Source organism: Streptomyces sp. NPDC058459 (assembly GCF_042721685.1).
Classification (GTDB): Bacteria; Actinomycetota; Actinomycetes; order Streptomycetales; family Streptomycetaceae; genus Streptomyces.
In genome coordinates, this window is record NZ_JBHXLV010000020.1 from 1 (window position 1) to 22,116 (window position 22,116).

The 22,116-nt window shown below is 70.3% G+C and carries 21 protein-coding genes and 2 pseudogenes; 11 read left to right on the forward strand and 12 right to left on the reverse strand.

The window, feature by feature from the left end:
* Nucleotides 1-99: 99 nt before the first annotated feature.
* The 4 genes and pseudogenes from ACFWN1_RS06595 to ACFWN1_RS06610 form a co-directional block, all read right to left on the reverse strand.
* Nucleotides 100-570, reverse strand: a pseudogene (locus ACFWN1_RS06595) (MarR family winged helix-turn-helix transcriptional regulator); the annotation flags it as partial.
* Nucleotides 571-662: 92 nt separating this feature from the next.
* Nucleotides 663-1,481, reverse strand: a complete 819-nt coding sequence (locus ACFWN1_RS06600) for an AIM24 family protein (RefSeq protein ID WP_384358870.1) — start codon at nucleotides 1,479-1,481, stop codon at nucleotides 663-665.
* Entirely contained in the window at nucleotides 1,478-2,128 is a 651-nt protein-coding gene (locus ACFWN1_RS06605; RefSeq protein WP_384358872.1) for an AIM24 family protein, read from the reverse strand. Before ACFWN1_RS06605 ends, ACFWN1_RS06600 begins: the two co-directional genes overlap by 4 nt.
* Nucleotide 2,129: 1 nt before the next feature.
* Entirely contained in the window at nucleotides 2,130-2,762 is a 633-nt protein-coding gene (locus ACFWN1_RS06610; RefSeq protein WP_384358947.1) for an AIM24 family protein, read from the reverse strand.
* A gap of 140 nt (nucleotides 2,763-2,902) precedes the next feature.
* Here ACFWN1_RS06610 and ACFWN1_RS06615 point away from each other — a divergent pair, with 140 nt between their 5' ends.
* Both ACFWN1_RS06615 and ACFWN1_RS06620 read left to right on the forward strand, forming a co-directional pair.
* Nucleotides 2,903-3,247, forward strand: coding sequence for a DUF3817 domain-containing protein (locus tag ACFWN1_RS06615; protein ID WP_384358874.1), 345 nt, complete (start codon nucleotides 2,903-2,905; stop codon nucleotides 3,245-3,247).
* Nucleotides 3,244-3,537 carry an MTH1187 family thiamine-binding protein gene (locus ACFWN1_RS06620; RefSeq protein ID WP_384358876.1) on the forward strand — a complete coding sequence of 98 codons (294 nt, stop codon included), beginning with the start codon at nucleotides 3,244-3,246 and terminating at the stop codon, nucleotides 3,535-3,537. The genes ACFWN1_RS06615 and ACFWN1_RS06620 overlap by 4 nt, the downstream gene beginning before the upstream one ends.
* 274 nt (nucleotides 3,538-3,811) lie before the next feature.
* Here the strand turns inward: ACFWN1_RS06620 and ACFWN1_RS06625 are convergent.
* The 3 genes and pseudogenes from ACFWN1_RS06625 to ACFWN1_RS06635 all read right to left on the reverse strand — a co-directional run.
* Nucleotides 3,812-3,883 (reverse strand): annotated as a pseudogene (locus ACFWN1_RS06625) (response regulator); the annotation flags it as partial.
* A 64-nt stretch (nucleotides 3,884-3,947) separates the two neighbouring features.
* Nucleotides 3,948-4,697, reverse strand: a complete 750-nt coding sequence (locus ACFWN1_RS06630) for a glucose 1-dehydrogenase (RefSeq protein ID WP_384358878.1) — start codon at nucleotides 4,695-4,697, stop codon at nucleotides 3,948-3,950.
* Between the two features lie 78 nt (nucleotides 4,698-4,775).
* On the reverse strand, nucleotides 4,776-5,843 hold the full coding sequence (locus ACFWN1_RS06635) for an alkene reductase (protein WP_384358880.1): 1,068 nt from the start codon (nucleotides 5,841-5,843) through the stop codon (nucleotides 4,776-4,778).
* A gap of 74 nt (nucleotides 5,844-5,917) precedes the next feature.
* Here ACFWN1_RS06635 and ACFWN1_RS06640 point away from each other — a divergent pair, with 74 nt between their 5' ends.
* Nucleotides 5,918-6,358 (forward strand): RrF2 family transcriptional regulator, encoded by a 441-nt coding sequence (locus tag ACFWN1_RS06640; RefSeq protein ID WP_384358882.1) that lies wholly within the window; start codon nucleotides 5,918-5,920, stop codon nucleotides 6,356-6,358.
* Nucleotides 6,359-6,544: 186 nt separating this feature from the next.
* Here ACFWN1_RS06640 and ACFWN1_RS06645 read toward each other — a convergent pair whose 3' ends face one another.
* Nucleotides 6,545-7,522, reverse strand: coding sequence for a DUF5937 family protein (locus ACFWN1_RS06645; protein ID WP_384358884.1), 978 nt, complete (start codon nucleotides 7,520-7,522; stop codon nucleotides 6,545-6,547).
* An 87-nt stretch (nucleotides 7,523-7,609) separates the two neighbouring features.
* Here ACFWN1_RS06645 and ACFWN1_RS06650 point away from each other — a divergent pair, with 87 nt between their 5' ends.
* From ACFWN1_RS06650 to ACFWN1_RS06665, 4 genes are all read left to right on the forward strand, one after another.
* Complete coding sequence (locus tag ACFWN1_RS06650; protein WP_384358886.1) at nucleotides 7,610-8,851, forward strand: MFS transporter; 1,242 nt, start codon at nucleotides 7,610-7,612, stop codon at nucleotides 8,849-8,851.
* A gap of 11 nt (nucleotides 8,852-8,862) precedes the next feature.
* Nucleotides 8,863-9,372 (forward strand): MarR family winged helix-turn-helix transcriptional regulator, encoded by a 510-nt coding sequence (locus ACFWN1_RS06655; protein WP_384358888.1) that lies wholly within the window; start codon nucleotides 8,863-8,865, stop codon nucleotides 9,370-9,372.
* A gap of 68 nt (nucleotides 9,373-9,440) precedes the next feature.
* Entirely contained in the window at nucleotides 9,441-9,779 is a 339-nt protein-coding gene (locus tag ACFWN1_RS06660) for a DUF3817 domain-containing protein (protein WP_384358890.1), read from the forward strand.
* A 72-nt stretch (nucleotides 9,780-9,851) separates the two neighbouring features.
* Nucleotides 9,852-11,552, forward strand: a complete 1,701-nt coding sequence (locus tag ACFWN1_RS06665; protein WP_384358891.1) for a methylmalonyl-CoA mutase — start codon at nucleotides 9,852-9,854, stop codon at nucleotides 11,550-11,552.
* Nucleotides 11,553-11,699: 147 nt separating this feature from the next.
* Here ACFWN1_RS06665 and ACFWN1_RS06670 read toward each other — a convergent pair whose 3' ends face one another.
* Nucleotides 11,700-12,323 (reverse strand): TetR/AcrR family transcriptional regulator, encoded by a 624-nt coding sequence (locus ACFWN1_RS06670; RefSeq protein WP_384358893.1) that lies wholly within the window; start codon nucleotides 12,321-12,323, stop codon nucleotides 11,700-11,702.
* Nucleotides 12,324-12,546: 223 nt separating this feature from the next.
* Here ACFWN1_RS06670 and ACFWN1_RS06675 point away from each other — a divergent pair, with 223 nt between their 5' ends.
* The 4 genes from ACFWN1_RS06675 to ACFWN1_RS06690 all read left to right on the forward strand — a co-directional run bounded on the left by ACFWN1_RS06675 (nucleotide 12,547) and on the right by ACFWN1_RS06690 (nucleotide 16,935).
* Complete coding sequence (locus ACFWN1_RS06675) at nucleotides 12,547-13,518, forward strand: tetratricopeptide repeat protein (protein WP_384358895.1); 972 nt, start codon at nucleotides 12,547-12,549, stop codon at nucleotides 13,516-13,518.
* A gap of 624 nt (nucleotides 13,519-14,142) precedes the next feature.
* Nucleotides 14,143-14,784 carry a DUF6230 family protein gene (locus ACFWN1_RS06680; protein WP_384358897.1) on the forward strand — a complete coding sequence of 214 codons (642 nt, stop codon included), beginning with the start codon at nucleotides 14,143-14,145 and terminating at the stop codon, nucleotides 14,782-14,784.
* Nucleotides 14,785-14,993: 209 nt separating this feature from the next.
* A complete protein-coding gene (locus tag ACFWN1_RS06685; protein WP_384358899.1) occupies nucleotides 14,994-15,545 on the forward strand; it encodes a DUF6114 domain-containing protein in 552 nt (183 codons plus the stop codon).
* The gene (locus ACFWN1_RS06690) at nucleotides 15,535-16,935 is read left to right on the forward strand and encodes a hypothetical protein (protein WP_384358901.1); all 1,401 of its coding nucleotides are present in this window, start codon (nucleotides 15,535-15,537) and stop codon (nucleotides 16,933-16,935) included. The genes ACFWN1_RS06685 and ACFWN1_RS06690 overlap by 11 nt, the downstream gene beginning before the upstream one ends.
* A 96-nt stretch (nucleotides 16,936-17,031) precedes the next feature.
* On the opposite strand, the gene pyk is transcribed toward ACFWN1_RS06690, so the two are convergent.
* The 3 genes from pyk to pta form a co-directional block, all read right to left on the reverse strand.
* Nucleotides 17,032-18,462 carry a pyruvate kinase gene (pyk, locus tag ACFWN1_RS06695; RefSeq protein ID WP_384358903.1) on the reverse strand — a complete coding sequence of 477 codons (1,431 nt, stop codon included), beginning with the start codon at nucleotides 18,460-18,462 and terminating at the stop codon, nucleotides 17,032-17,034.
* Between the two features lie 98 nt (nucleotides 18,463-18,560).
* Entirely contained in the window at nucleotides 18,561-19,793 is a 1,233-nt protein-coding gene (locus ACFWN1_RS06700; RefSeq protein WP_384358905.1) for an acetate kinase, read from the reverse strand.
* Nucleotides 19,790-21,880 (reverse strand): phosphate acetyltransferase, encoded by a 2,091-nt coding sequence (gene pta, locus ACFWN1_RS06705; protein ID WP_384358907.1) that lies wholly within the window; start codon nucleotides 21,878-21,880, stop codon nucleotides 19,790-19,792. The genes ACFWN1_RS06700 and pta overlap by 4 nt, the downstream gene beginning before the upstream one ends.
* Nucleotides 21,881-22,116: the final 236 nt, after the last annotated feature.

Genomic DNA, 22,116 nt, shown 5'->3' on the forward strand with positions numbered 1-22,116 from the left:
AAAAAAAACAACAAATCAACTCGCACGAACACACTAATATAAAAAAAAGAAAAACACAAAAAAATATAAAAAAAAAAAATAAAAAAAAAAAACACACCGCCGGCCGCGCTGGTCCCTGAGGTGCTCCGCGATCGGCTTCAGGGACTTGTCGAGGTCCTGGAGGGTGTCGGCGGTGAGGAGGTCGATGAAGTGGCGGCGTACCGAGGCCACGTGGTGCGGGGCGACCTTCCGCATCGTCTCGAGACCGTGCTCGGTCAGGACGGCGAAGAGGCCGCGCCGGTCCGACTCGCAGTTCTCCCGGCGGACCAGGTCCGCGCTCTCCATGCGCGTGATCTGATGCGAGAGGCGGCTCTTGGACTGCATGGTGGCGCCCGCGAGGTCGCTCATCCGCATCCGCATGTCCTCGGACTCGGACAGATTGACGAGGATCTCGTAGTCGTTCATCGTCAGCCCGAACGGCTGTAGATCCTTTTCGAGCTGGTACGTCAACAGCCTGTTGACCTCCAGGTGGGTGCGCCAGGCGCACTGCTCCGCTTCGGTCAGCCAGTGCGTGGCCGTCTCGGTCTCCATGAATGAAGTCTACCTAAGAAGTTGAATGGCGAACTACTCTGGGTGATGTGACGGTGCGCACGCGTTCGACGTCACACTCCGCAGACTACCGCTCACAGCCCGAAGCGACGCTGGAGGTCTCCCAGCTGTCCGGGAAGGCGCGGTACCCCGGAAGCCCCCGTTCCGGGCCCCACCGGCCCTGCCGCGCCCCCTCCCGGTACCCCCGGCTCGGACGGGACGGCCCCCGTGGACGGGTCGGCCATCAGCGTCTCGCTGGACTGGAGCAGCACCGTCCCCGCACCCGTGAACTCGAACTGGTGCTCCTCCCCGGAGGCCCCGCCGATCCCCGTCATCGCACGTAGACCGCCCATCACGCCCGTGAGGTACGCGTGGTCGTAGTGATGGCAGGGGGACGGGCAGTCGGCCCAGCCGACCAGCGCCTGCGGGTCCACCCGGATCGGCGGCTCCATGAAGACCACCGGGCCGTTCGAGGCGGCGACGAACTTCCCGGTTCCGATCAGCGTCAGAAAGCCGGGCACGATCGACTGTTTGAGTGCGAGACTTGGCTGAAAAGCGATCAAGTTGCCCGCGCGAACGGTCAGGTTGCCGTCCTCCAGGTCGTACGAATTCACATCGAAGGCCCGGTCGGCGAGGAGCATCTTGCCCGTGCCCTCCGCCACCACCCAGTCGCTCGCGTGCAGTGGCGAATGGAACGACGTGCGCACCAGCCGGTCCAGCCGGCCGTGCCCGATGCCGTTGAAGTCGACCGACCCGTAGTAGGCGATCATCTTCCCCTTCTGCAGGAACCACTGGGAGCCCTTCAGCTCCACGCAGAAGGTGTACGGGTTCACGTTGTCGTCGGCGGGGAGCGTCACCGGGTCGAAGACCACCGGACCGGCCGCCGGGCCGCCCGCGCTCGCGTAACCGCTCACAGCTTCTCCTCCGACGCCTGGACGTACACCGTGCCGCTGCCGCTCAGCTCCAGCTGGAACGCCTCGCCGGAGCCGCGCCCCACCATGTCGCGCCAGCCCAGCGCGGTGGACAGCTTGTTGCGCACGTCGCCGTGGTGGGCGACGTACGCCTGCGGGTCCACGTGGACCGGGCGCTGCGGGGTGACGGGCAGCTCGAAGACCCCGCCGTGCGCCATCACCGCGACCGCGCCATGGCCCTGCAGGGTGGTGGTGAACAGGCCCTGACCGGTCGCCTGGCCGCGCACCAGGCCCATGACCCCGCCCTGCGAGCCGAGGAACATGGTGCCCTGCCGCAGCGAGCCCTCGAAGGCGAGCAGCCGGTCCGCCTCCACGTACAGGGTGTCACCGGTGAGGGTGATGACATGGACGTGATGGCCGCCGTGCCCGAACAGGACCGTGCCGCTGCCCTCCACCGTCATCAGCGGAGCCGCCTCCCCGGCGACCCGGCGCCCGAGCATCGACATCACCCCGCCCTGCCCGCTCTGGAGGTTCGGGGTGAAGGACACCTCGCCGGTGTACGCCAGCATCGCCCCGCGCTGACTGAACAGCCGCTGCCCCGGCGCCACCCGGGCCTCGACCATCTTGGAGTTGATCTCCCGCAGGCTCATCTCACACATCCCCCGCGATCGTGTTCCGCTCGCTGGGCTGCACATAGACCAGCCCGTCGCCCTCGAAGCGGATCTGGAACGCCTCCCCGCCGCCCTCGCCCAGGAAGGTGCGGAAGCTGACGCCGGACTGGAAGGACTGCCGGACATTCCCCTGGTGCGCGATGTAGGCGCCCGGATCGACGGTCAGCGGATACTGCGGGCTCACCCGTAGCACCACCGCAGGACCGTCGGAGAGGATCGCCGCCTGGCCGGTGCCCTCCACGGTCGTGGTGAACAGCCCGTTGCCCTGCGAGGCGCCGCGCAGCCCGGTGAACGTCGTACCGGTGCGCAGCCCCGCATCGGTCACCAGCAGGTTGCTCGACTCCACGTGCAGCGTCTCGCCGCGCAGGGCGACGAGATTGATCTCCGACGCCCGGTCCGCGAACCAGCAGGTCCCCTGTCCTCTCACCTCCATCACCGTCAGCTGCTCGCCGGTGATCCGCCGCGTCACCATCCCGCGCAGCCCCTCACCGCCGCCGCTCAGCTTCTTGAAGGCCATCTGCCCGTCGTACGCGACCATCGAGCCGTTCTTGGCCTTCACGGCGTCCCCGGTCACGTCGACGGCGAGGACCTTGCTTCCCTGGAGTCGGAACATCGCCACCCTGTGAAAGTAGCCGCACGCCGGGGGGAGAGAACAGGGCCCCCGGGTGGAGAACGACCCTGAGTACACCCCTGGCGGCGTTGTTTGCCACAATGGGGGGACGCTTGTGCTTCTGTTCACAAAGAAGGTGACCCGTGGACCTCAAGACCGCATCCGCCCTCCGCCGCCTCCGCCTGGTCTCGGCGCCGGAAGCCGTGTCCTTCCTCGTCCTGCTGCTGTGCTCGGTGCTGAAGCGGACCACGGACTTCGACGCGGTCCCCGTGATGGGCGCGGTCCACGGCGTGCTCTTCGTCCTCTACGTGGTCTTCTGGGTGTTCGCCTGGCTCCGGACCAGGTGGAGCTTCGGCACCGCCGCCCTCTACCTCGTCCTCTCGGTGCTGCCCACCGGCGGCTTCTTCGCCGAGCGCAGGCTGCGCCGCGAGTCCGAGACCGCCGTCATCGCGGCCCGCGCCCGCCAGGAAGGAACCGTGAACGCATGATCGTCGCCTTCTCCGTGACGCCCCTCGGCGTCGGCGAGGACGTGGGGGAGTACGTCGCCGACGCCGTCCGCGTGGTCCGCGAGTCCGGCCTGCCGAACCGCACCGACGCCATGTTCACCTCGGTCGAGGGGGAGTGGGACCAGGTCATGGACGTCGTCCAGCGGGCCGTGGCCGCCGTCGAGGCCCGCGCGCCGCGCGTCTCCCTGGTCCTCAAGGCCGACATCCGCCCCGGCGTCACCGACGGCCTCACCGCCAAGGTCGAGACCGTGGAACGGCACCTGGGTTCCTGACCAGGGCCTGTTCTGGAAGTGCATCACCGGCGAGCGTGACGTTCGGCCGCGGCGTGCCACCAGCAGGGCGCAGGGAGTGCTGCAACCCGGGTGGTCGGCTGGTCGGCTGGTCGAGGTGCAGTCCATGGCGTCGCAGCGCGACGGCGTAGATATGGACGTCGAACCCGCCATGCCACCGACCGTCGGCACCCACACCACCACGACGAGCCGGCACCGCCAGGCGGTGCCGGCTCCTCGTGGCCGGGGGCGTCGTGCGGAACGGTCAGGTGCTTCGCCGCTCGCGGGGGCGGCGCTTGATGTGGGCGGCGGTCTCGTAGCCGTCCATCCCTGGCATCCGCACGTCCAGGCCGCGACAGCCGCCCGGGTTCCGTCGGTGGGTGCCGTGGGTGGGCCGACGCTCAGGTGACCAGTCAGGCCGCGACATGCTTCCCGGCGGTCAGGCCGCCGTCGATCACGAACTCCGCTCCGGTGCTGTAAGAGGCATCATCGCTGAGCAGGAACGCGATGAGTGCCGAGACCTCTGCCGGGGCGCCGCCCCGTCCCAGCGGCACGCTGTTCAGGACGGCCGGGAGCGCGGCTGCGGCGTCAGGGGCCTCGAGCATCGGCGTGTAGATCACTCCCGGGTGAACGGAGTTGACGCGGATGCCCTGCGGTGCGAGTTCGAGGGCCGCCGACTTCGTCATCCCGCGCACCGCCCATTTGGCCGCGACGTAGGGCAGGACTCCGGGCTGGCCCATCAAGCCGTCGACGGACGAGATGTTGACGATCGAGTCGCCCTGGCCCATGTGCGGGGCGGCCGCGCGCATCCCCAGGAAGACGCCGTCCTGGTTGATCGCGATCTGGCGCCGGTACGCCTCGTACGTGATCTCGCTCATCGGTGCGACCTCGGTCACGCCGGCGTTGTTGACCAGGCCGTTCAGCCCCCCGAACGTCTTGACGGTCAGTGCCACGGCGGCGTCCCACGAGTCTTCGGACGTGACGTCCAGCGAGGTGTAGAGAGCACGCTTCCCGAGTTCCTTCGCCAGCTCCGTGCCCTCTCGGTCCAGGACGTCGGTGAGGACCACGTGGGCGCCCTCCTGGATCAGGCGTCTCGCGTGCGCCTCTCCCTGACCGCGGGCGGCGCCGGTGATCAGGATGGTTCGGCCGTTCAGACGGGTCATGGTCGTCTCCTCAAGGCTTGGGGCGGCCCGGGAGGGCCGGATGCGGGTGGGGCGTGCTCGCCCTCGGGGTCGGCCGGGTCACAGCGTCGGATAGTCGACGAGGCCCTCGGGGCCGTTGGTGTAGAACGTCTCCCGCCTGGGGGCGTTGAGCGGCGCCCTGGCGGCGAAACGGGTCGGCAGATCGGGGTTGGCGAGGAAGGCGCGGCCGTAGACGACCGCGTCGAGCAGCCCGTCGGCCACGGCCTGCTCGCCGTCCTCGCGGGTGAAGCCGCCTGCCGCGAGCAGGGTGCCCGCGTAGTGCTCGCGCACCCATTCGAGCGTGATGCTCTCGTCGGCGCCTGCGGCACGGTCCTCTTCGGTGACCCGGTTGACCTGAAGGTAGGCGAGGTCGATGTCGGCGAGGCGTCCGAGGAGGTAGGCGAACTCCTCCCGGCCGGTCGGGTCGGGGCGCCCGTCCACCGGCCAGACCGGCGAGATCTTCAGGCCGGTGCGGTCGCTGCCGATCTCGGCGGCCACCTCCGCGATCGATTCCAGCAGCAGGCGGACCCGTGCGGGGGCCGAGCCGCCGTACTCGTCGGTCCGGCGGTTGGTCGACGAGCGCAGGAAGCGGTCCATCAGATTGCCGGTCCCCGCGTGCACCTCCACGGCGTCGAAGCCGAGTGCGCGGGCGCGCCGGGCCGCGGTGCCGAAGTCCTTCGCGACCGCCCTGATCTCCTCCGCGGTGAGCTGCTCCGGGCGCAGTTCGTGCTTGATCACCCAGTTCCGCCCCTTACCGGCGCCGTCCTCCTCGCTGCGTGCACGGACGACGTGCCACAGCTGCAGCGCGATGCGTCCGCCCTCGGCGTGGACGGCCTCCACGACCTTGCGCCACGCCGGCTCGTGGCTCTCGTCGAAGAACCCGACCATGGGGCCGTAGCCGGCGCCGAACGGGGTGGCTGCCGCGGCCTCGGTGACGATCAGCCCGGCGGTCGAGCGCTGCGCGTAGTACTCCGCCACCGCCGGCAGCGGGACGTTGTTCTCGTCGGCGCGCATGCGCGTCATCGGCGCCATGACGATGCGGTTGGGGAGCTCGAGCGCGCCGAGCTTCACAGGGGCGAGCAGGTGGTCGTTGCTGGCGGGTATGTTGTCCGCTGCGTTAATGTGCATGAGTACAAGATACGTATCCACCGAAGAAATGCAAGAATTACTCTTATGTATTCTCGGTCACACAAGGACCCCGCATGATCGACTTGAGATTCCCCACGACTCTGTTCACGATGCAGCTGATCGCCGACGCCGCCGAGTCGGGCAGGCCGACCGTGAGCTCGACCGAGCTGGCGTCGAAGCTGGACAACAACCCGAGCTTCGTGCGCGCCCTGGCCGCACCGCTCGTGCGTGACGGGCTGCTGACGTCGGTGCGCGGACGCAGTGGAGGGCTGGGGCTGGCACGGCCGGCGTCGGACATCACGCTGCGCGACATCTACCGTTCCGCGGTCGCGGACAAGCGCATCTGGGACCAGCGTGACGAGATGCCGCACGTCTGCGAGGTCACCGCCAAGGCGTGCCGCTACTTCGAGGCGCTCACCGACGAGATCGAGAACGCAGTCGTCGTGATGCTGGGGGACAAGACGCTGACCGACAGCCTGGCCGACCTCAGGAAACTCCCGTCTGTGCCCAACTGACGGGCGGCGGCGGAAGAATGATCGCGGTCAGGGTTCGCGCAGGCCTATCTGTGCCCGCTGCTGCTCCTGGCGGTGGCCTCGGCCGCGCTGTTCAGGACGCCGACGCGGGGTGCGCCCGCCGCCCGGCGCTGTGTCCGCACCCCGCTCGCCCTCACCGGCACACCCCGGCCGCTGGACCGCCTCCCGTCAGCCCCCTGAGGCCAGCGCCATCCCCAACGGCGTCCGCTCGTACAGCACTTGGTGCCCGTACCGGCGGGCGGTCAGCAGGCCGCTCTCGCGCAGGACCGACAGGTGGGACGAGACCGAGGACGGGGCGAGGCCGAGGCGGTGGGCCAGGGCCGTGGTGGACGCCGGGTCGTCCAGCGCCGCCAGCACCGCCGCGCGGCCCCGGCCCAGCAGCCGTACCAGCGCCTCGGGTGTCCTCGCGCCAGGCTCGGCCCACAGGCCGCCGACACCGCGCGCCGGATAGACGAGGGTCGGCTGCCACGGCGGGTCGAAGCCGGTGATCACGTCCGGCCAGCAGAACACGCTCGGCATCAGCACCAGGCCCCGCCCGCCGAGCCGGCGCTCGTACACCCCGCCCGGCAGGGTCAGCGTGCGGCCGTCCCAGCTCAGCCGGGCGTCCAGCTCGGGCAGCAGGGTGCCGAGCCCGACCTCGGCGAAGCGGCGCGAGTGAAAGGCCACGTCCGCCTCCAGCAGCGCCCGCAGCCGGGGCCACTCCGGCTCCACCAGCACCCGCCAGGCCACCTCCAGGGCGTCCGCCAGCTCCCGCACCATCCCCACCGGGTCCGCCAGCCACGCCCGGCCCCGCTCGGAGGTGAGCGCGCCCGGGGTGCAGGCCAGCGAGCGGGCGGTGTCCTCGCGGGCCGCCGCCGGATCGGCCGCCCGTACCGCCGCGATCTCCTCCTCGAAGGTGGCCGCCGGGCCGATCGGGGGCGCCCCGAGCCAGTCCGGGGAGTGGCCCCGCCGGGGCATCAGCAGCCACAGCGGAGCGAGGTCGAGCCCGGCCGCCGCCGTACGGATACGGCGCAGCCACGGCACGTGATAGCCCTGCCGGTCCGGGCGGCGCAGCGTGCGCACCGCGTCCTGCGTCTCCCACAGCGGGGACACCGCGAACCGGCAGTTCAGGAAGTCGTCCTCGCCGAAGTGCAGGTGCGAGGCCATGGACGCTCCTCCTCCTCTTCCCGCTGGACATTCGGCCGGAGCCGAAACTCTACGCCGCCCGGCACGGCCCCCGGCAGGCTGCCCGTCATGTCCGCACCGCCCAAGGCCCCGGCGCCCGCCCGCACCGGGTACCGCCACGTCCTCTCTGTCCCCGAGTTCCGCGCCGTCTTCGCCGCCCATGTGCTGTCGCTGCTCGGGATGGTCGTCAGCGAGATCGCGCTGTCCGTCCTCGTCTACGACCTCACCGGCTCGCCCCTGATGAGCGCGCTGGCCTTCGCGGCCGGCTTCCTGCCCTACGCCCTCGGCGGCACCCTGCTCGCCCCGGTCGCCGACCGCTTCCCCGCCCGGCGGGTGCTGGTGGTCTGTGACCTGGTGTGCGCGGCGGGCGTGGCGGCGATGGTGACGCCGGGGGCGGGCGTCGGCGTGCTGCTCGGGCTGCGCTGCTGTGTCGCCGTCGTCTCCCCGGTGTTCTCCGGCACCCGGATGGCGACCCTCGCGGACGTCCTCGGTGACGGTGACGCCTTCGTGCTCGGCCGGTCCCTGATCCGGATCGTCTCGCAGAGCGCGCTGCTCGTCGGGTACGGGCTCGGCGGCCTGCTGCTGACCGTCGTCAGCCCACGGCACGCGCTGCTGATCACGGTCGGCACGTTCCTCTCCTCGGCCGTGCTCCTGCGGTTCGGCACCCGGCACCGGCCGGCCCGGCTGCGGCCCGGTCGGAAGCAGGGCGGCGGAATCCTCGCGCTGCTGCGGAACCGGCGGGTGCTGGTGCTGCTGCTCATGTTCTGGGTGCCCTCGATGTTCCTCGTCTTCCCCGAGGCGCTCGCCGCGCCCTACTCCCACGAGCTGGGCGCGGGCTCCACCGGCCTCGGTCTGCTGATGTGCGCGCTGCCCGTCGGCACGGTCGCCGGTGAGCTGTTCGCCGGCGCGCGGCTCGGGCAGGCCACGCGTGAGCGGATCGTGCTGCCGCTGCTCTGCCTCGCCGTACTGCCCTACCTCGGCTACGCCCTGCGTCCCGGACTCTGGCCGTCCCTGCTGCTCCTGGCGCTCGCCGGGACGTGCTCGGCGTACACCCTCGGGCTCGACCAGTGGTTCGTACGGGCGGTGCCCGAGGAGCTGCGGGGGCGGGCGATGACGCTGCTGAGCGCCGGGCTGATGACGATCCAGGGGGTGGGGATGGCGCTGGCGGGCGCGATGGCCGAGTTCATGGGGGTGCGGTCGGCCGTCACGGCGGCGGGGGTCGCGGGCACGGTGTGCTGTGCCGCGCTCGCCGTGGCGTGCCGGGTGACCGAAAGCCGAGACGGGGCTGCCCGCGATATGACCGGCCGGTAGGGTCTGACGACGTGCCCAAGCCTCTCAGTCTCCCCTTCGACCCCATCGCCCGTGCCGACGAGCTCTGGAAGCAGCGCTGGGGAAGCGTGCCCTCGATGGGCGCGATCACCTCGATCATGCGGGCCCAGCAGATCCTGCTGGCCGAGGTCGACGCGGTGGTCAAGCCGTACGGGCTGACCTTCGCTCGCTACGAGGCGCTGGTGCTGCTCACCTTCTCCAAGGAGGGGGAGCTGCCCATGTCCAAGATCGGCGAGCGGCTGATGGTCCACCCCACCTCGGTGACCAACACGGTGGACCGCCTGGTCAGGGCCGGCCTGGTCGCCAAGCGCCCCAACCCCAGGGACGGCCGCGGCACCCTCGCCGTCATCACCGCCAAGGGCCGCGAGGTCGTCGACGCCGCCACCCGCGACCTCATGGCCATGGACTTCGGCCTCGGCGCCTACGACGCGGAGAGCTGCGGCGACATCTTCACCGTGCTGAGGCCGCTGCGCGTGGCGGCGGGGGATTTCGAGGACGCCTGAGCGGCGGGGTCCTCCTGGGGGTGACCCTGGGGCAAGATCTCCCGGAAAACGTGGTTACGCTCATACGCATGAAGAAGAGCGTCCTGACCCGCTACCGGGTGATGTCCTACGTCACCGGTGTGCTGCTGGTCCTGCTGACCCTGGGTGTGATCGCCAAGTACCTGCTCCACATGGACGGTGCCGACGACTTCACACGGATCGTCGGCATCGCCCACGGCTGGCTGTACGTGGTCTATCTGGTCTTCGCCTTCGACCTGGGCTCCAAGGCGAAGTGGCCGGTCGGCAAGCAGCTCTGGGTGCTGATCGCGGGCACGATCCCGACCGCCGCGATCTTCGTCGAGCGGAAGATCAGCCGCGAGCTGGAGGCCAAGGTCGCGCAGCCTGCTCCGGCCGCCGTCAAGGCGTGACCTGAACCGCCGTACACCCGTACGGTGGTTTCCCATCGACATTTACTAGGACGTCCAAGTAAATTCGAGGGTATGGACGCTCACGCGATCGAAGAAGGCCGCCGACGGTGGCAGGACCGGTATGACGGGGCGCGCAAGCGCGACGCGGATTTCAGCACACTGTCCGGCGATGCCGTGGAGCCGGTGTACGGGCCCCGCGCGGGGGACGTGTACGAGGGGTTCGAGCGGATCGGGTGGCCGGGGGAGTACCCGTACACGCGCGGGCTGCACGCGACCGGGTACCGGGGGCGTACCTGGACCATCCGCCAGTTCGCCGGCTTCGGCAACGCGCAGCAGACCAACGAGCGGTACAAGATGATCCTCGCGGCGGGCGGCGGGGGGCTGTCGGTGGCGTTCGACATGCCGACGCTGATGGGCCGCGACTCCGACGAGTCGCGCTCGCTCGGCGAGGTCGGGCACTGCGGCGTGGCCATCGACTCGGCCGCCGACATGGAGATCCTGTTCGGGGACATCCCGCTCGGTGACGTCACCACCTCGATGACGATCAGCGGCCCCGCCGTCCCCGTGTTCTGCATGTACCTGGTCGCCGCCGAGCGCCAGGGCGTGGACCCGGCGGTGCTGAACGGCACGCTCCAGACCGACATATTCAAGGAGTACATCGCCCAGAAGGAGTGGCTCTTCCAGCCCGAGCCCCATCTGCGCCTGATCGGCGACCTGATGGAGCACTGCGCGGCCGGCATCCCCGCCTACAAGCCGCTCTCCGTCTCCGGCTACCACATCCGTGAGGCCGGGGCCACGGCCGCGCAGGAGCTGGCGTACACCCTCGCGGACGGCTTCGGGTACGTGGAGCTTGGCCTGTCCCGCGGGCTGGACGTGGACGTCTTCGCGCCCGGCCTCAGCTTCTTCTTCGACGCCCACGTGGACTTCTTCGAGGAGATCGCCAAGTTCCGCGCCGCCCGCCGCATCTGGGCCCGCTGGATGCGGGAGGTGTACGGCGCGAAGACCGACAAGGCGCAGTGGCTGCGCTTCCACACCCAGACCGCCGGGGTCTCGCTGACCGCGCAGCAGCCGTACAACAACGTGGTCCGCACCGCCGTGGAGGCGCTCGCGGCCGTGCTCGGCGGCACCAACTCGCTGCACACCAACGCCCTGGACGAGACCCTCGCGCTGCCCAGCGAGCAGGCCGCGGAGATCGCGCTGCGCACGCAGCAGGTGCTGATGGAGGAGACCGGCGTCGCCAACGTCGCGGACCCGCTGGGCGGTTCCTGGTACATCGAGCAGCTCACCGACCGGATCGAGGCGGACGCCGAGAAGATCTTCGAGCAGATCAAGGAGCGGGGCCTGCGGGCCCACCCCGACGGGCGGCACCCCATCGGCCCCGTCACCTCCGGCATCCTGCGCGGCATCGAGGACGGCTGGTTCACCGGCGAGATCGCCGAGTCCGCCTTCCGTTACCAGCAGTCCCTGGAGAAGGGCGAGAAGCGGGTCGTCGGCGTCAACGTCGCCACCGGCTCCGTCACCGGCGACCTGGAGATCCTCCGGGTCAGCCACGAGGTCGAGCGCGAACAGGTCCGCGCCCTGGCCGCCCGCAAGGCCGCCCGCGACGACACAGCCGTACGCGAGGCCCTGGACGCCATGCTGGCCGCCGCCCGCTCCGGGACCAACATGATCGAGCCGATGCTCGAAGCGGTCCGTGCGGAGGCGACCCTCGGCGAGATCTGCGGGGTGCTGCGCGACGAGTGGGGGGTGTACACCGAGCCGGCCGGCTTCTGACCCGGCATCCGGAGACGATCGAGTCGGCCTGCCGGTCGAGGGGGCCTCGTTCGCGGAACTCCTGGTGGAGGAAGGGCTTCACCGGGTCTGACACCGGCCCGGCGGGCGACGCGGGGGCGGGGCGGAACGGGATTCCGCCCCTGCGTGTCAGGTCGCCGCGGACGCGGCCAGACCGTTCAGGAGGAGGTGGGAGAAGCCCCGGGCCCACTCCTCGTCCGCCGGTTTGCCGCTGACCAGGGTGCGGTGGACCACCGCGCCCGCCGCCATGTCGAAGATCAGGTCGACCGTGCGCGCGGACTCCTCCGGGTCGGCCTCCGGCGGGAGTTCGCCCCGCTCCTGGGCCCGCGCCCGCCCCGTCAGCACCAGCCGCTTCTGCCGCTCCACGATCGAGGTCCGCACCCGCTCCCGCAGCGCGTCGTCACGCGTGGACTCCGCGACCACGCCCATCAGCCCGCACCTGGCCTCCGGACGCTCCAGGATCGCCGCGAACTGGAGCACCACGCCCTCGATGTCGGCGGCCAGCGAGCCCCGGTCGGGCAGTGCCAGCTCGTCGAAGAGTTCTGCCACCGCGTCCACCACCAGCTCGTGCTTGCCCGACCACCGGCGGTAGAGCGTCGTCTTCGCCACCCCGGCCCGCACGGCCACGTCGGACAACGTCAGCCCGGACCAGCCCAGTTCCACCAGGGCCTCCCGCGTGGCGGCCAGGATCGCGGCGTCCGCGGCGGCGCTGCGCGGGCGCCCGGTACGGCTGGCGGGGGTGCGGCTCTGCATGAAAGGACCCTAGCCGGGTACCTCGCCAAGTGGTGAGAGAGATCACCGGGAACCGCTGTCGCCGAAGCCCTCACAGCTATTACGCTACGACTCGTAGCGAAAGCCCGTGACGGACGTACACGGGCTTTCGGCCACTGGCGCGGGTGGGGACCCGGCGCCGGCCGCGATCACCGACCACGATCGTTTTTTTCCTTCATGCGCCGGAACGGGGGAGGATGGACGCATGCAGCCACGCAACATGTCCATGAGCGGCGTCGTCGACCTCGCCGCGGTGAAGGCGGCCCAGGAGGCCAAGGCCAAGGCGGAGCAGGCGCGCGCCGAAGCCGCCCGCCATGGCGGCGCCGGCGCGGTGTCGCCGGCCGACCTCGTCATCGATGTCGATGAGGCGGGCTTCGAGCAAGAAGTCCTCCAGCGCTCCGCCGAAGTCCCGGTCGTCATCGACTTCTGGGCCGAATGGTGTCAGCCCTGCAAGCAGCTCAGCCCGGTGCTGGAGCGGCTGGCCGTCGAGTACGGCGGGCGCTTCCTGCTCGCCAAGATCGACGTCGACGCCAACCAGCTGCTGATGCAGCAGTTCGGGGTCCAGGGAATCCCGGCCGTCTTCGCGGTCGTCGCGGGGCAGGCGCTGCCGCTCTTCCAGGGCGCGGCCGACGAGCAGCAGATCAGGGAGACCCTCGACCAGCTGGTCCAGGTCGCCGAGCAGCGCTTCGGCCTGACCGGTCTGACCGTCGACCCGGACGCGGCTCCGGGTGCCGCCCCCGCGGCCGAAGCGCCGGCGGGGCCGTACGACGCCCTGCTGGCGGCCGCGGTGGATGCGCTGGACGCCGGCGACCTGGGCGGTGCCGTGCAGGCGTACAAGAACGTGCTCAGCGACGACCCTGCCAACACCGAGGCCAAGTTCGGTCTCGCACAGGCCGAGTTGCTCCAGCGGGTGCAGAACCTCGACCCGCAGAGGGTGCGCGGGGACGCGGCCGAGAAGCCCGGTGACGCCGACGCCCAGATCGCCGCCGCCGACCTGGATCTGGTGGGCGGTCATGTCGAGGACGCCTTCGGCCGCCTCATCGAGACCGTGCGCCGTACCGCCGGTGACGACCGGGACGCGGTGCGCCGCCGGCTGCTGGAGCTGTTCGAGGTCGTGGGAGCCGACGACCCGAGGGTGGTGGCCGCGCGCAGGGCGCTTGCGCGAGCGCTGTTCTGACTCCGAGTCGGACGACGGGACGCGTGGTGCCGGGCTCGCCGGATGGCCGGTCTGATGCCTCAGCGATCACGCTTTACCAAAACTTGGTAAACCTACCCGCTGTTACTACGAGTAAGTCAAAGCCGTTGGTCTGTCCGGCTTCGCCCGGGGAACAACGGCTTTGCTCTGCCCAGTGGTCGCACGGTCCGTCGCCCTCCGAGACCGCTGGGTCGTTGTTCGGTTATCGCGCCGTTACTAGCCGGTAACGGCGCCCCTTGTGCGGGCGGCCAGAATGCACCACGATCGGCCACGCTCGGTCCACTTCCGTACCCCGGCAGCCGGCCGGGAAGCGGGAGACTCTGGGTCCCCACCGAGCAGAGCCGGCGGCAGTGGCGCCGGCTCTGGGACAGGGGGGTCTTCACCCTCCCGGTGAAGCCTGTCCCGAAGGTTGTGCGTGATGTGCGTCAGGCATGACCAGTGGTTGTCGCTCGGGGGTGAACGCCGGTCGTGCGGGCGCGGATTCGCTCCGCCGGACGCCTGGCGCTCCCCTTCCCGAGGACGTAGCACTTCTCCCATCCCTGCCCGGCCGAGCCGCCCGTTGGGGCGATCCCGGGACAGGAGATGTACGTCCGAGAAGGAGGAAATATGGAGTCCCAGGTGCGTGGCGGGACCAGATGGAAGCGCTTCGCCGTGGTCATGGTGCCCAGCGTCGCTGCCGCGGCATGTGTCGGTATGGGTCTGGCGCAGGGTGCCCTCGCGGCGTCCTTCAGCGTCTCCGGCCAGGAGTTCAAGGTCGGCGCCCAGCATCTGCACGGTGACGGCTTCGCCCAGTACGGCGGCATCGACAGCGGCTACACGACGACCGAGGGCAAGGCCAAGACGATCCACCCGGTCGCGATCTCGTCGTTCAAGACGGCCGAGATCACGAAGATGTGCCAGTCGGTCAAGACGGAGATCCCTCTCATAGGGAAGACGGTCTACCTCCGGCTGGACGCCGGTCCGGACGACAATCACAAGGTCACGGCGGAGAACCTCTACATCGACGTCGCTCAGCTCGACGCCACCGCGGAGTTCCACAACATCGACATCGGTGTTGCCGTCAAGGACAAGACTCGTGGCCCGGACGTCAAGGACCAGACCACCCTGCCGGGCGGCTTCGCCCAGCAGGCGGAGTCGGCCGACCTCTACGACGTCGAGCAGACGGCGTGGGCGACCACGGCGGGCACCTTCACGCTCAACGGCCTGAAGATGCGCCTCGGCTTCGACCCGAAGATGGAATGTTACTGACGGCTCCGGCCCTCAGGTCACTCCCAGCCGGCTGAACCGTGGCCGGGAGGGGCGGGGAAGCGCGAGCTTCCCCGCCTTCCGTTCCGCCTCTCCATCCCCGTCCGGTGCCAGGCACCGGGCCCCCGCACCGCAGACTCACACCTTCCGGCTTCTCCACCCGTACGGCCTAGCCGGTATGAACTACCACCGGACCCAGGGAGCTGTTTTCCATGAGTGCCGAGACTCCGGTCCAGAGCGTCGCGACTTTCACCCGGCTGCGCCTGCGATTCCGTGACTGGCGGGGTGGCCGGCCGTTCTGGGCGGGTCTGTTCACCTTGCTCGGCGGACTGCCGATCGCCTACTTCCCCTACGCCACGCTGAAACTGGGCACCATGGCGGTCGCCATGGCGACGACCGCCGGCGCGGGTTCGCTGATCATCGGGATTCTTCTGGTCACCCTTGGCCTGACCATGTGGTTCCAGAAGGCCACCCGGATCTTCGCGGGCGTCGCGGCGATCCTGCTGGCGCTGGTGTCCCTGGTGGTCTCCAACATCGGTGGCTTCGTCGTGGGCTTCGTACTGGCGCTGCTCGGCGGCGCGTTGTCCATCGCCTGGGCACCGGCCAGGAAGGCTGCCCCGGTCACCGGGGACGCCCCGGCCGACACCGGCACGGGATACGTCCCGGCTCCGCTCGCGGGCGACGAGCACGCCCCGCTGTCCGGGGGCGTGCCCGCGCAGAGTGCCCGGACCGACGACTCCAACGGGGGGTACCGTGCAGGCTGACGAGGCCCGCGGTCAGATCGCGGCGGCGACGCCGGAGCGGGAGAGAACCGGCCCGCGTCACGCCGCGCCGCGCAAGCCGCTGCTGAACCGGCTGCACGTGCCCGCCGGCAAGGCCATAGCCATGGCGGCGATGCCGACAGCCGTGCTCATGGGCATGGGGTTCACGCCCACGCTGGCCGCCGCCCGTGACCAGCCCTCCAACGCGAAGCTGGCGGACGAGTACAAGGACTGCGTGGCCGCCCTCGGCGGCGACCAGGCCGAGGACTCCGCCGGCCCGTCGCCGTCCGCGAGCGAGTCCGAGAACGCCAAGGACGACGGCGCCAAGGGCGACAAGGCCACCGACGCCAAGGGCGCCCAGGACGACAAGGGCGCCGGCTCCGACAGCGTCAAGGACGGGAACGCCTCTCCGCCGGATTCAGGTTCCGGCGACGAGGCCGCCCCCGAGCCCGCGCCCGCCTCCTCCGAGCCGGCGGCCGTGACCTCCGCGAAGCCTTATGCCGCCACCGAGTCACCCTCGGCGAGTGCGAAGGACTCCGGGGGCGGCGTGCTCGGCTCAGTCGGGGACGCGATCGGCGATGTGCTGACCGGCGCCGAGAAGTCCCCCACGCCGACCCCGACGCCGACTGCGACCTCGACGCCGACACCGACCGCGACCTCGACGCCGGCTCCGGCACCGGCACCGTCCGAGTCCGAGGCCGCTCCCGAACCGGCGCCCACCGCCTCCTCGTCGTCGGCGCCCGCCGCTCCCGGCGACGCGGGCCAGGGCGACGCGGGCAGGGGCGGGGGCAGGTCCGCCGGCAAGCAGGGCGTAGGGGCCGACGAACCGTCGGACGAGGCCACGCAGAGCCCCGAGGCGTCCGCCTCCGCCTCCGCGTCCGCCACGCCCAGCCCCTCCGCCAGCGCCTCCGCCGATCCGGAGAACTGCGAGAAGGCCACCGACGCCGTCGGCGGCGTGGACAACAAGGTGCTGCTCCCGGACGACCCCTGGTTCCTCAGAGCCAGTTCGCTGAAGCTCCACCAAGCCGACTACAAGGGCATCGTCGAGGTAAGGACCTCCAGCGGCAGGACCAAGAGGGTGCTGAAGTACGTCATCTCGGGCGGTAGCGAGATCGGCGATCTGCACCAGACGGTCACGGACAAGGCCAGCGGCAAGACGTACCACGTCCAGGCCGGCAAGGGCACGACGTCCACGATCAAGGGCGGCCCCACGGTGATGTACACCGAGAGCATCTCGGGGAAGCTGCTCGGTCTGTTCCCGCTGACCTTCACCCCGGACAGCCCGCCGCCGCTGAACCCGCCCGAAATCCTCTTCACCGATGTGACGGTCCGCCAGGCCGGTCAGTTCGGCGGCACGCTGAGCATCCCCCACCTCCACCAGTACATCGACTGAACCGGAACCATGAGCCCGTCCGGGAGCCACACAGCACCGTGGCCCGGTCCCCCTCAAGCGGAGGGAGACCGGGCCACGGTCATGTCGGGCGGAACGTCAGTTGCGGTCGCCGCCGCCCACGTGGTGCACCCGGACCATGTTGGTGGTGCCGGAAACCCCGGGGGGCGAACCGGCGGTGATGACGACCGTGTCGCCGTCGTTGAAACGGCCCAGCTTGGCCAGCTCCTGGTCGACCATGTCCACCATCTCGTCCGTGGTGTTCACGAACGGCACCACGTGCGACTCCACGCCCCAGCTCAGCGTGAGCTGGTTGCGGGTGCCCTCGTCCGTGGTGAAGGCCAGGATCGCCTGAGCCGCGCGGTAGCGGGAGAGCCGGCGCGCGGTGTCACCGGACTTGGTGAACGCGATCAGGCCCTTGCCGCCCAGGAAGTCGGCGATCTCGGCCGCCGCACGGGCCACCGAACCACCCTGCGTACGCGGCTTCTTGCCCGGCACCAGCGGCTGGAGGCCCTTGGAGAGCAGCTCCTCCTCGGCCGCCTTGACGATCTTCGACATCGTCTTGACGGTCTCCACCGGGTACGCGCCCACGCTGGACTCGGCCGACAGCATGACCGCGTCCGCGCCGTCCAGGATCGCGTTGGCCACGTCGGACGCCTCGGCGCGGGTCGGCCGGGAGTTTGTGATCATCGACTCCATCATCTGGGTCGCCACGATCACCGGCTTGGCGTTGCGCCGGCACAGCTCGATCAGGCGCTTCTGCACCATCGGGACCTTCTCGAGCGGGTACTCGACGGCGAGGTCACCACGGGCGACCATCACACCGTCGAACGCCATCACGACGTCCTCCATGTTCTCGACCGCCTGCGGCTTCTCCACCTTGGCGATCACCGGGACCCGGCGGCCCTCCTCGTCCATCACCTTGTGGACGTCCTGCACGTCCCCCGCGTCGCGGACGAAGGAGAGGGCGACCATGTCGCAGCCCATGCGCAGAGCGAAGCGCAGGTCCTCGACGTCCTTCTCGGACAGCGCGGGCACGTTGACGGCCGCGCCGGGCAGGTTGATGCCCTTGTGGTCGGAGACGACACCGCCCTCGATGACGATCGTCTTCACCCGCGGGCCCTCGACGTCCACGACCTTCAGTTCGACGTTGCCGTCGTTGATCAGGATCTGGTCGCCGCGCGAGACGTCACCCGGCAGGCCCTTGTACGTCGTACCGCAGCTGTGCTTGTCGCCCGGTACGTCCTCGGTCGTGATGACGAACTCGTCACCGCGCTCCAGCTCCACCGGACCCTCGGCGAAGGTCTCCAGCCGGATCTTCGGGCCCTGGAGGTCGGCCAGCACGCCGATGGCGCGGCCGGTCTCCTTGGCGGCGGCCCGGACGCGGTCGTACCGCGCCTGGTGCTCGGCCTGGGTGCCGTGACTGAAGTTGAAACGGGCCACATTCATGCCCGCCTCGATCATGGCGACGAGCTTGTCGTGGGAGTCGACCGCGGGGCCGAGAGTACAGACGATTTTCGAACGGCGCATGAGGCGATCCTATCGGTTTGTTTCACTGCGGAATATTCCGGCCGGCGGAGAGACAAATGGGCGGACAGGCGCTCAGGCGTGTTACTGCGGTGTAATGTTCAGCCTTCCTTTCCTGCCGCCGTTCCCGCTGCCGCTCCGACCAGTGCGTAGGTCTGGGTGGCGATCTCCAGTTCCTCGTCGGTCGGCACCACCGCGACCGCCACCCGGGCGTCCCCGGGCGAGACGAGCCGCGGCTCCCCGCTCCGTACGGCGTTCAGCTCCTCGTCCACGGCCAGGCCCAGGCCCGTCAGGCCCGCGACCGCCGCCGAACGCACGGCCGCCGCGTTCTCCCCGACCCCGGCCGTGAACGCGACAGCGTCCACCGAGCCGAGTACGGCGTAATAGGCGCCGATGTACTTCTTGATGCGGTGAATGTAAATGTCGAAGGCGAGAGCCGCCGCTTCGTCGCCCTCGTCCACCCGACGCCGGATCTCCCGCATGTCATTGTCCCCGCACAGCCCGAACAGACCGCTCCTCTTGTTGAGGAGAGTGTCGATCTCGTCCATGGACATTTCCCCGACACGGGCCAAATGGAAGATGACGGCCGGGTCCAGATCACCGGACCGGGTACCCATCACCAGCCCCTCCAGCGGGGTCAGCCCCATCGAGGTGTCCACGCACCGGCCCCGCTCGACCGCCGAGGCGGAGGCGCCGTTGCCCAGGTGCAGCACGATGACGTTCACCTCCTCCTGTGCCTTGCCCAGCAGCCGCGCGGTCTCCCGCGCCACATAGGCGTGCGAGGTGCCGTGGAAGCCGTAGCGGCGGATGCGGTACCGGTCGGCGATCGCCGGGTCGATCGCGTACCGGGCCGCGGACTCCGGCATCGAGGTGTGGAACGCGGTGTCGAACACGGCGACCTGCGGCAGGTCGGGGCGCAGCGCCATGGCGGTACGGATGCCCGTCAAATTGGCCGGGTTGTGCAGCGGGGCGACCGGGATCAGCCGCTCGATCTCGGTGAGCACCGACTCGTCGATGACGGTGGGCTCGGTGAAGAACATGCCGCCGTGCACCACCCGGTGCCCGATCGCGGCCAGTTCGGGCGAGTCCAGGCCCAGGCCGTCGCGGGCCAGTTCCCCGGCGACCGACTTCAGCGCGGTCTCGTGGTCGGCGATCGGGCCGCTCTGCTCGCGGGTCTCGCCGGTGGCCGGCCGGGTGTGCGTCAGCCGGGAGGTCTGCTCGCCGATCCGCTCCACGAGGCCCACCGCGAGACGGCTGCTGTCCCGCATGTCCAGGAGCTGGTACTTCAGCGAGGACGAGCCGGAGTTGAGGACGAGTACACGGGTCGGGGTCACTGCGGGTAAGTCCTTTCGGCCGGCGCCTGCGCCTGGATCGCGGTGATGGCGACCGTGGTGACGATGTCCTGCACCAGCGCGCCGCGCGAGAGGTCGTTGACCGGTTTGCGCAGCCCCTGGAGGACCGGGCCGACCGCGATCGCCCCGGCCGAGCGCTGGACGGCCTTGTAGGTGTTGTTGCCCGTGTTGAGGTCCGGGAAGATCAGCACGCTGGCCTGGCCGGCCACCTCCGAGCCGGGCAGCTTGGTCGCTGCCACGGCGGCGTCCACGGCCGCGTCGTACTGGATCGGGCCCTCGATCTTCAGGTCGGGCCGCTGCTCGCGGGCCAGCTCGGTCGCCTCACGCACCTTGTCCACATCGGCGCCGGAGCCGGACGTGCCGGTGGAGTACGACAGCATGGCGATCCTCGGCTCCACGCCGAACTGCGCGGCTGTCACCGCCGACTCCACCGCGATGTCCGCGAGCTGCTCGGCGTTCGGGTCGGGGTTGACCGCGCAGTCGCCGTAGACCAGCACCTTGTCGGCGAGGCACATGAAGAAGACCGAGGAGACGATGGCGGAGTCCGGCTTGGTCTTGATGATCTCGAAGGCCGGGCGGATGGTGGCCGCGGTGGAGTGCACCGAGCCGGACACCATGCCGTCGGCCAGGCCCTCCTGGACCATCAGGGTGCCGAAGTAGTTGACGTCGGAGACCACGTCGTAGGCCAGTTCCACGGTGACGCCCTTGTGGGCGCGGAGCGCGGCGTACTTCTCGGCGAAGGAGTCGCGCAGCTCGGAGGTGGCCGGGTCGATCAGCCGGCAGTCGCCCAGGTCGATGCCGAGGTCGGCGGCCTTCTTGCGGATCTGGTCCACCGGGCCGAGCAGGGTGAGGTCGCACACGCCCCGGCGCAGCAGCACCTCGGCCGCGTGCAGCACCCGCTCCTCGGTGCCCTCGGGCATGACGACGCGGCGCTTGTCGGAGCGGGCCTGCTCCAGCAGCTTGTGCTCGAACATCATCGGGGTGACCCGGCCGCCGCTGGGCGCCGAGACCCTGCGGGCCAGGTCGGCGGTGTCGGCGTACCGCTCGAACAGGCCGAGCGCGGTCTCCGTCTTGCGCGGGGTGGCGGCCGTCATCCGGCCCTCCAGCGAGAACAGCTGCCCGGCGGTGGGGAAGCTGGTGCCGGCCACCGACAGCACGGGGGTGCCTGGGGCGAGGCGGGCGGCCAGGGTGAGGACCTCCTCGCTCGGCACCTCGTTCAGGGTGAGCAGCACACCGGCGATCGGCGGGGTGCCCGCGCTGTGCGCGGCCAGCGAGCCGACGACCAGGTCGGCGCGGTCGCCCGGGGTCACGACCAGACAGCCGGGGGTCAGGGCGGCGAGGAAGTTGGGCAGCATGGCGCCGCCGAAGACGAAGTCCAGCGCGTCGCGGGAGAGGCCGGAGTCGTCGCCGAGCAGCACCTCGGCGCCCAGCGCGTGCGCGATCTGCGAGACGGTCGGCGCGGACAGGGCGGGCTCGTCGGGCAGCACGTAGCAGGGCACCGGCAGCCGGTCGGCGAGGCGCTCGGCGATCTCGTCGCGGTCCTCGCGGGCGGCCCGGTTGGCGACCATGGCGAGCACGTCGCAGCCGAGGCCGGCATAGGCGCGACAGGCGTTGCGGATCTCGGCGAGCACCGACTCGGCGGACTGCTCGCGGGCGCCGACCACCGGGATCACCGACGCGCCGAACTCGTTGGCGAGGCGCGCGTTGAGCGCCAGCTCGTCGGGGAGCTGGGTGGCGGCGAAGTCGGTGCCGAGGACCAGGACCACGTCGTAGTCGCGTGCGACCAGGTGGAAGCGGTCGACCAGGGCGGAGACGAGTTCGTCGGTGCCGCGCTCGGCCTGGAGCGCTGACGCCTCCTGGTACCCCATGCCGTAGACGGTGCCGGGGTCCTGGCTCAGGCGGTAGCGGGACCGCAGCAGCTCGAACAGACGGTCGGGGCCGTCGTGCGCCAGGGGACGGAACACCCCGACCCGGTCCACCTGCCGGGTCAGCAGCTCCATGACCCCCAGGTCGACGACCTGGCGGCCGTCCCCCCGGTCGATCCCGGTCACGTACACGCTGCGTGTCACGCGTGCTCTCCGATCCTCGCTCGTACGGCGTCCTTCTTCGGGCGTCGCCGCACGCTGTCACAGAAATCGCCCACCCGAGGTGAGCGCAACCCTCTTGACAATACCTGCGCGGCTGGATAAGGCGCCCGTCAGCTCCAGAGACCCCGTACCCGCTGGTGGGCCCGGTGGTCGTCCCCTCTTCGGCGGCCGTGAAAGAATCGGAACGGCTCACCGGTACCCACAGCGAGCACCATGAC

Excerpts from the sequence above, each read along its gene's own strand:
- ACFWN1_RS06605 (WP_384358872.1), bottom strand. The coding sequence starts at position 2,128 with ATGAGCCTGCGGGAGATCAACTCCAAGATGGTCGAGGCCCGGGTGGCG.
- ACFWN1_RS06610 (WP_384358947.1), bottom strand. The coding sequence starts at position 2,762 with ATGTTCCGACTCCAGGGAAGCAAGGTCCTCGCCGTCGACGTGACCGGG.
- ACFWN1_RS06620 (WP_384358876.1), top strand. The coding sequence starts at position 3,244 with ATGATCGTCGCCTTCTCCGTGACGCCCCTCGGCGTCGGCGAGGACGTG.
- ACFWN1_RS06630 (WP_384358878.1), bottom strand. The coding sequence starts at position 4,697 with ATGACCCGTCTGAACGGCCGAACCATCCTGATCACCGGCGCCGCCCGC.
- ACFWN1_RS06635 (WP_384358880.1), bottom strand. The coding sequence starts at position 5,843 with ATGCACATTAACGCAGCGGACAACATACCCGCCAGCAACGACCACCTG.
- ACFWN1_RS06640 (WP_384358882.1), top strand. The coding sequence starts at position 5,918 with ATGATCGACTTGAGATTCCCCACGACTCTGTTCACGATGCAGCTGATC.
- ACFWN1_RS06645 (WP_384358884.1), bottom strand. The coding sequence starts at position 7,522 with ATGGCCTCGCACCTGCACTTCGGCGAGGACGACTTCCTGAACTGCCGG.
- ACFWN1_RS06650 (WP_384358886.1), top strand. The coding sequence starts at position 7,610 with ATGTCCGCACCGCCCAAGGCCCCGGCGCCCGCCCGCACCGGGTACCGC.
- ACFWN1_RS06660 (WP_384358890.1), top strand. The coding sequence starts at position 9,441 with ATGAAGAAGAGCGTCCTGACCCGCTACCGGGTGATGTCCTACGTCACC.
- ACFWN1_RS06665 (WP_384358891.1), top strand. The coding sequence starts at position 9,852 with ATGGACGCTCACGCGATCGAAGAAGGCCGCCGACGGTGGCAGGACCGG.
- ACFWN1_RS06670 (WP_384358893.1), bottom strand. The coding sequence starts at position 12,323 with ATGCAGAGCCGCACCCCCGCCAGCCGTACCGGGCGCCCGCGCAGCGCC.
- ACFWN1_RS06675 (WP_384358895.1), top strand. The coding sequence starts at position 12,547 with ATGCAGCCACGCAACATGTCCATGAGCGGCGTCGTCGACCTCGCCGCG.
- ACFWN1_RS06680 (WP_384358897.1), top strand. The coding sequence starts at position 14,143 with ATGGAGTCCCAGGTGCGTGGCGGGACCAGATGGAAGCGCTTCGCCGTG.
- ACFWN1_RS06685 (WP_384358899.1), top strand. The coding sequence starts at position 14,994 with ATGAGTGCCGAGACTCCGGTCCAGAGCGTCGCGACTTTCACCCGGCTG.
- pyk (WP_384358903.1), bottom strand. The coding sequence starts at position 18,462 with ATGCGCCGTTCGAAAATCGTCTGTACTCTCGGCCCCGCGGTCGACTCC.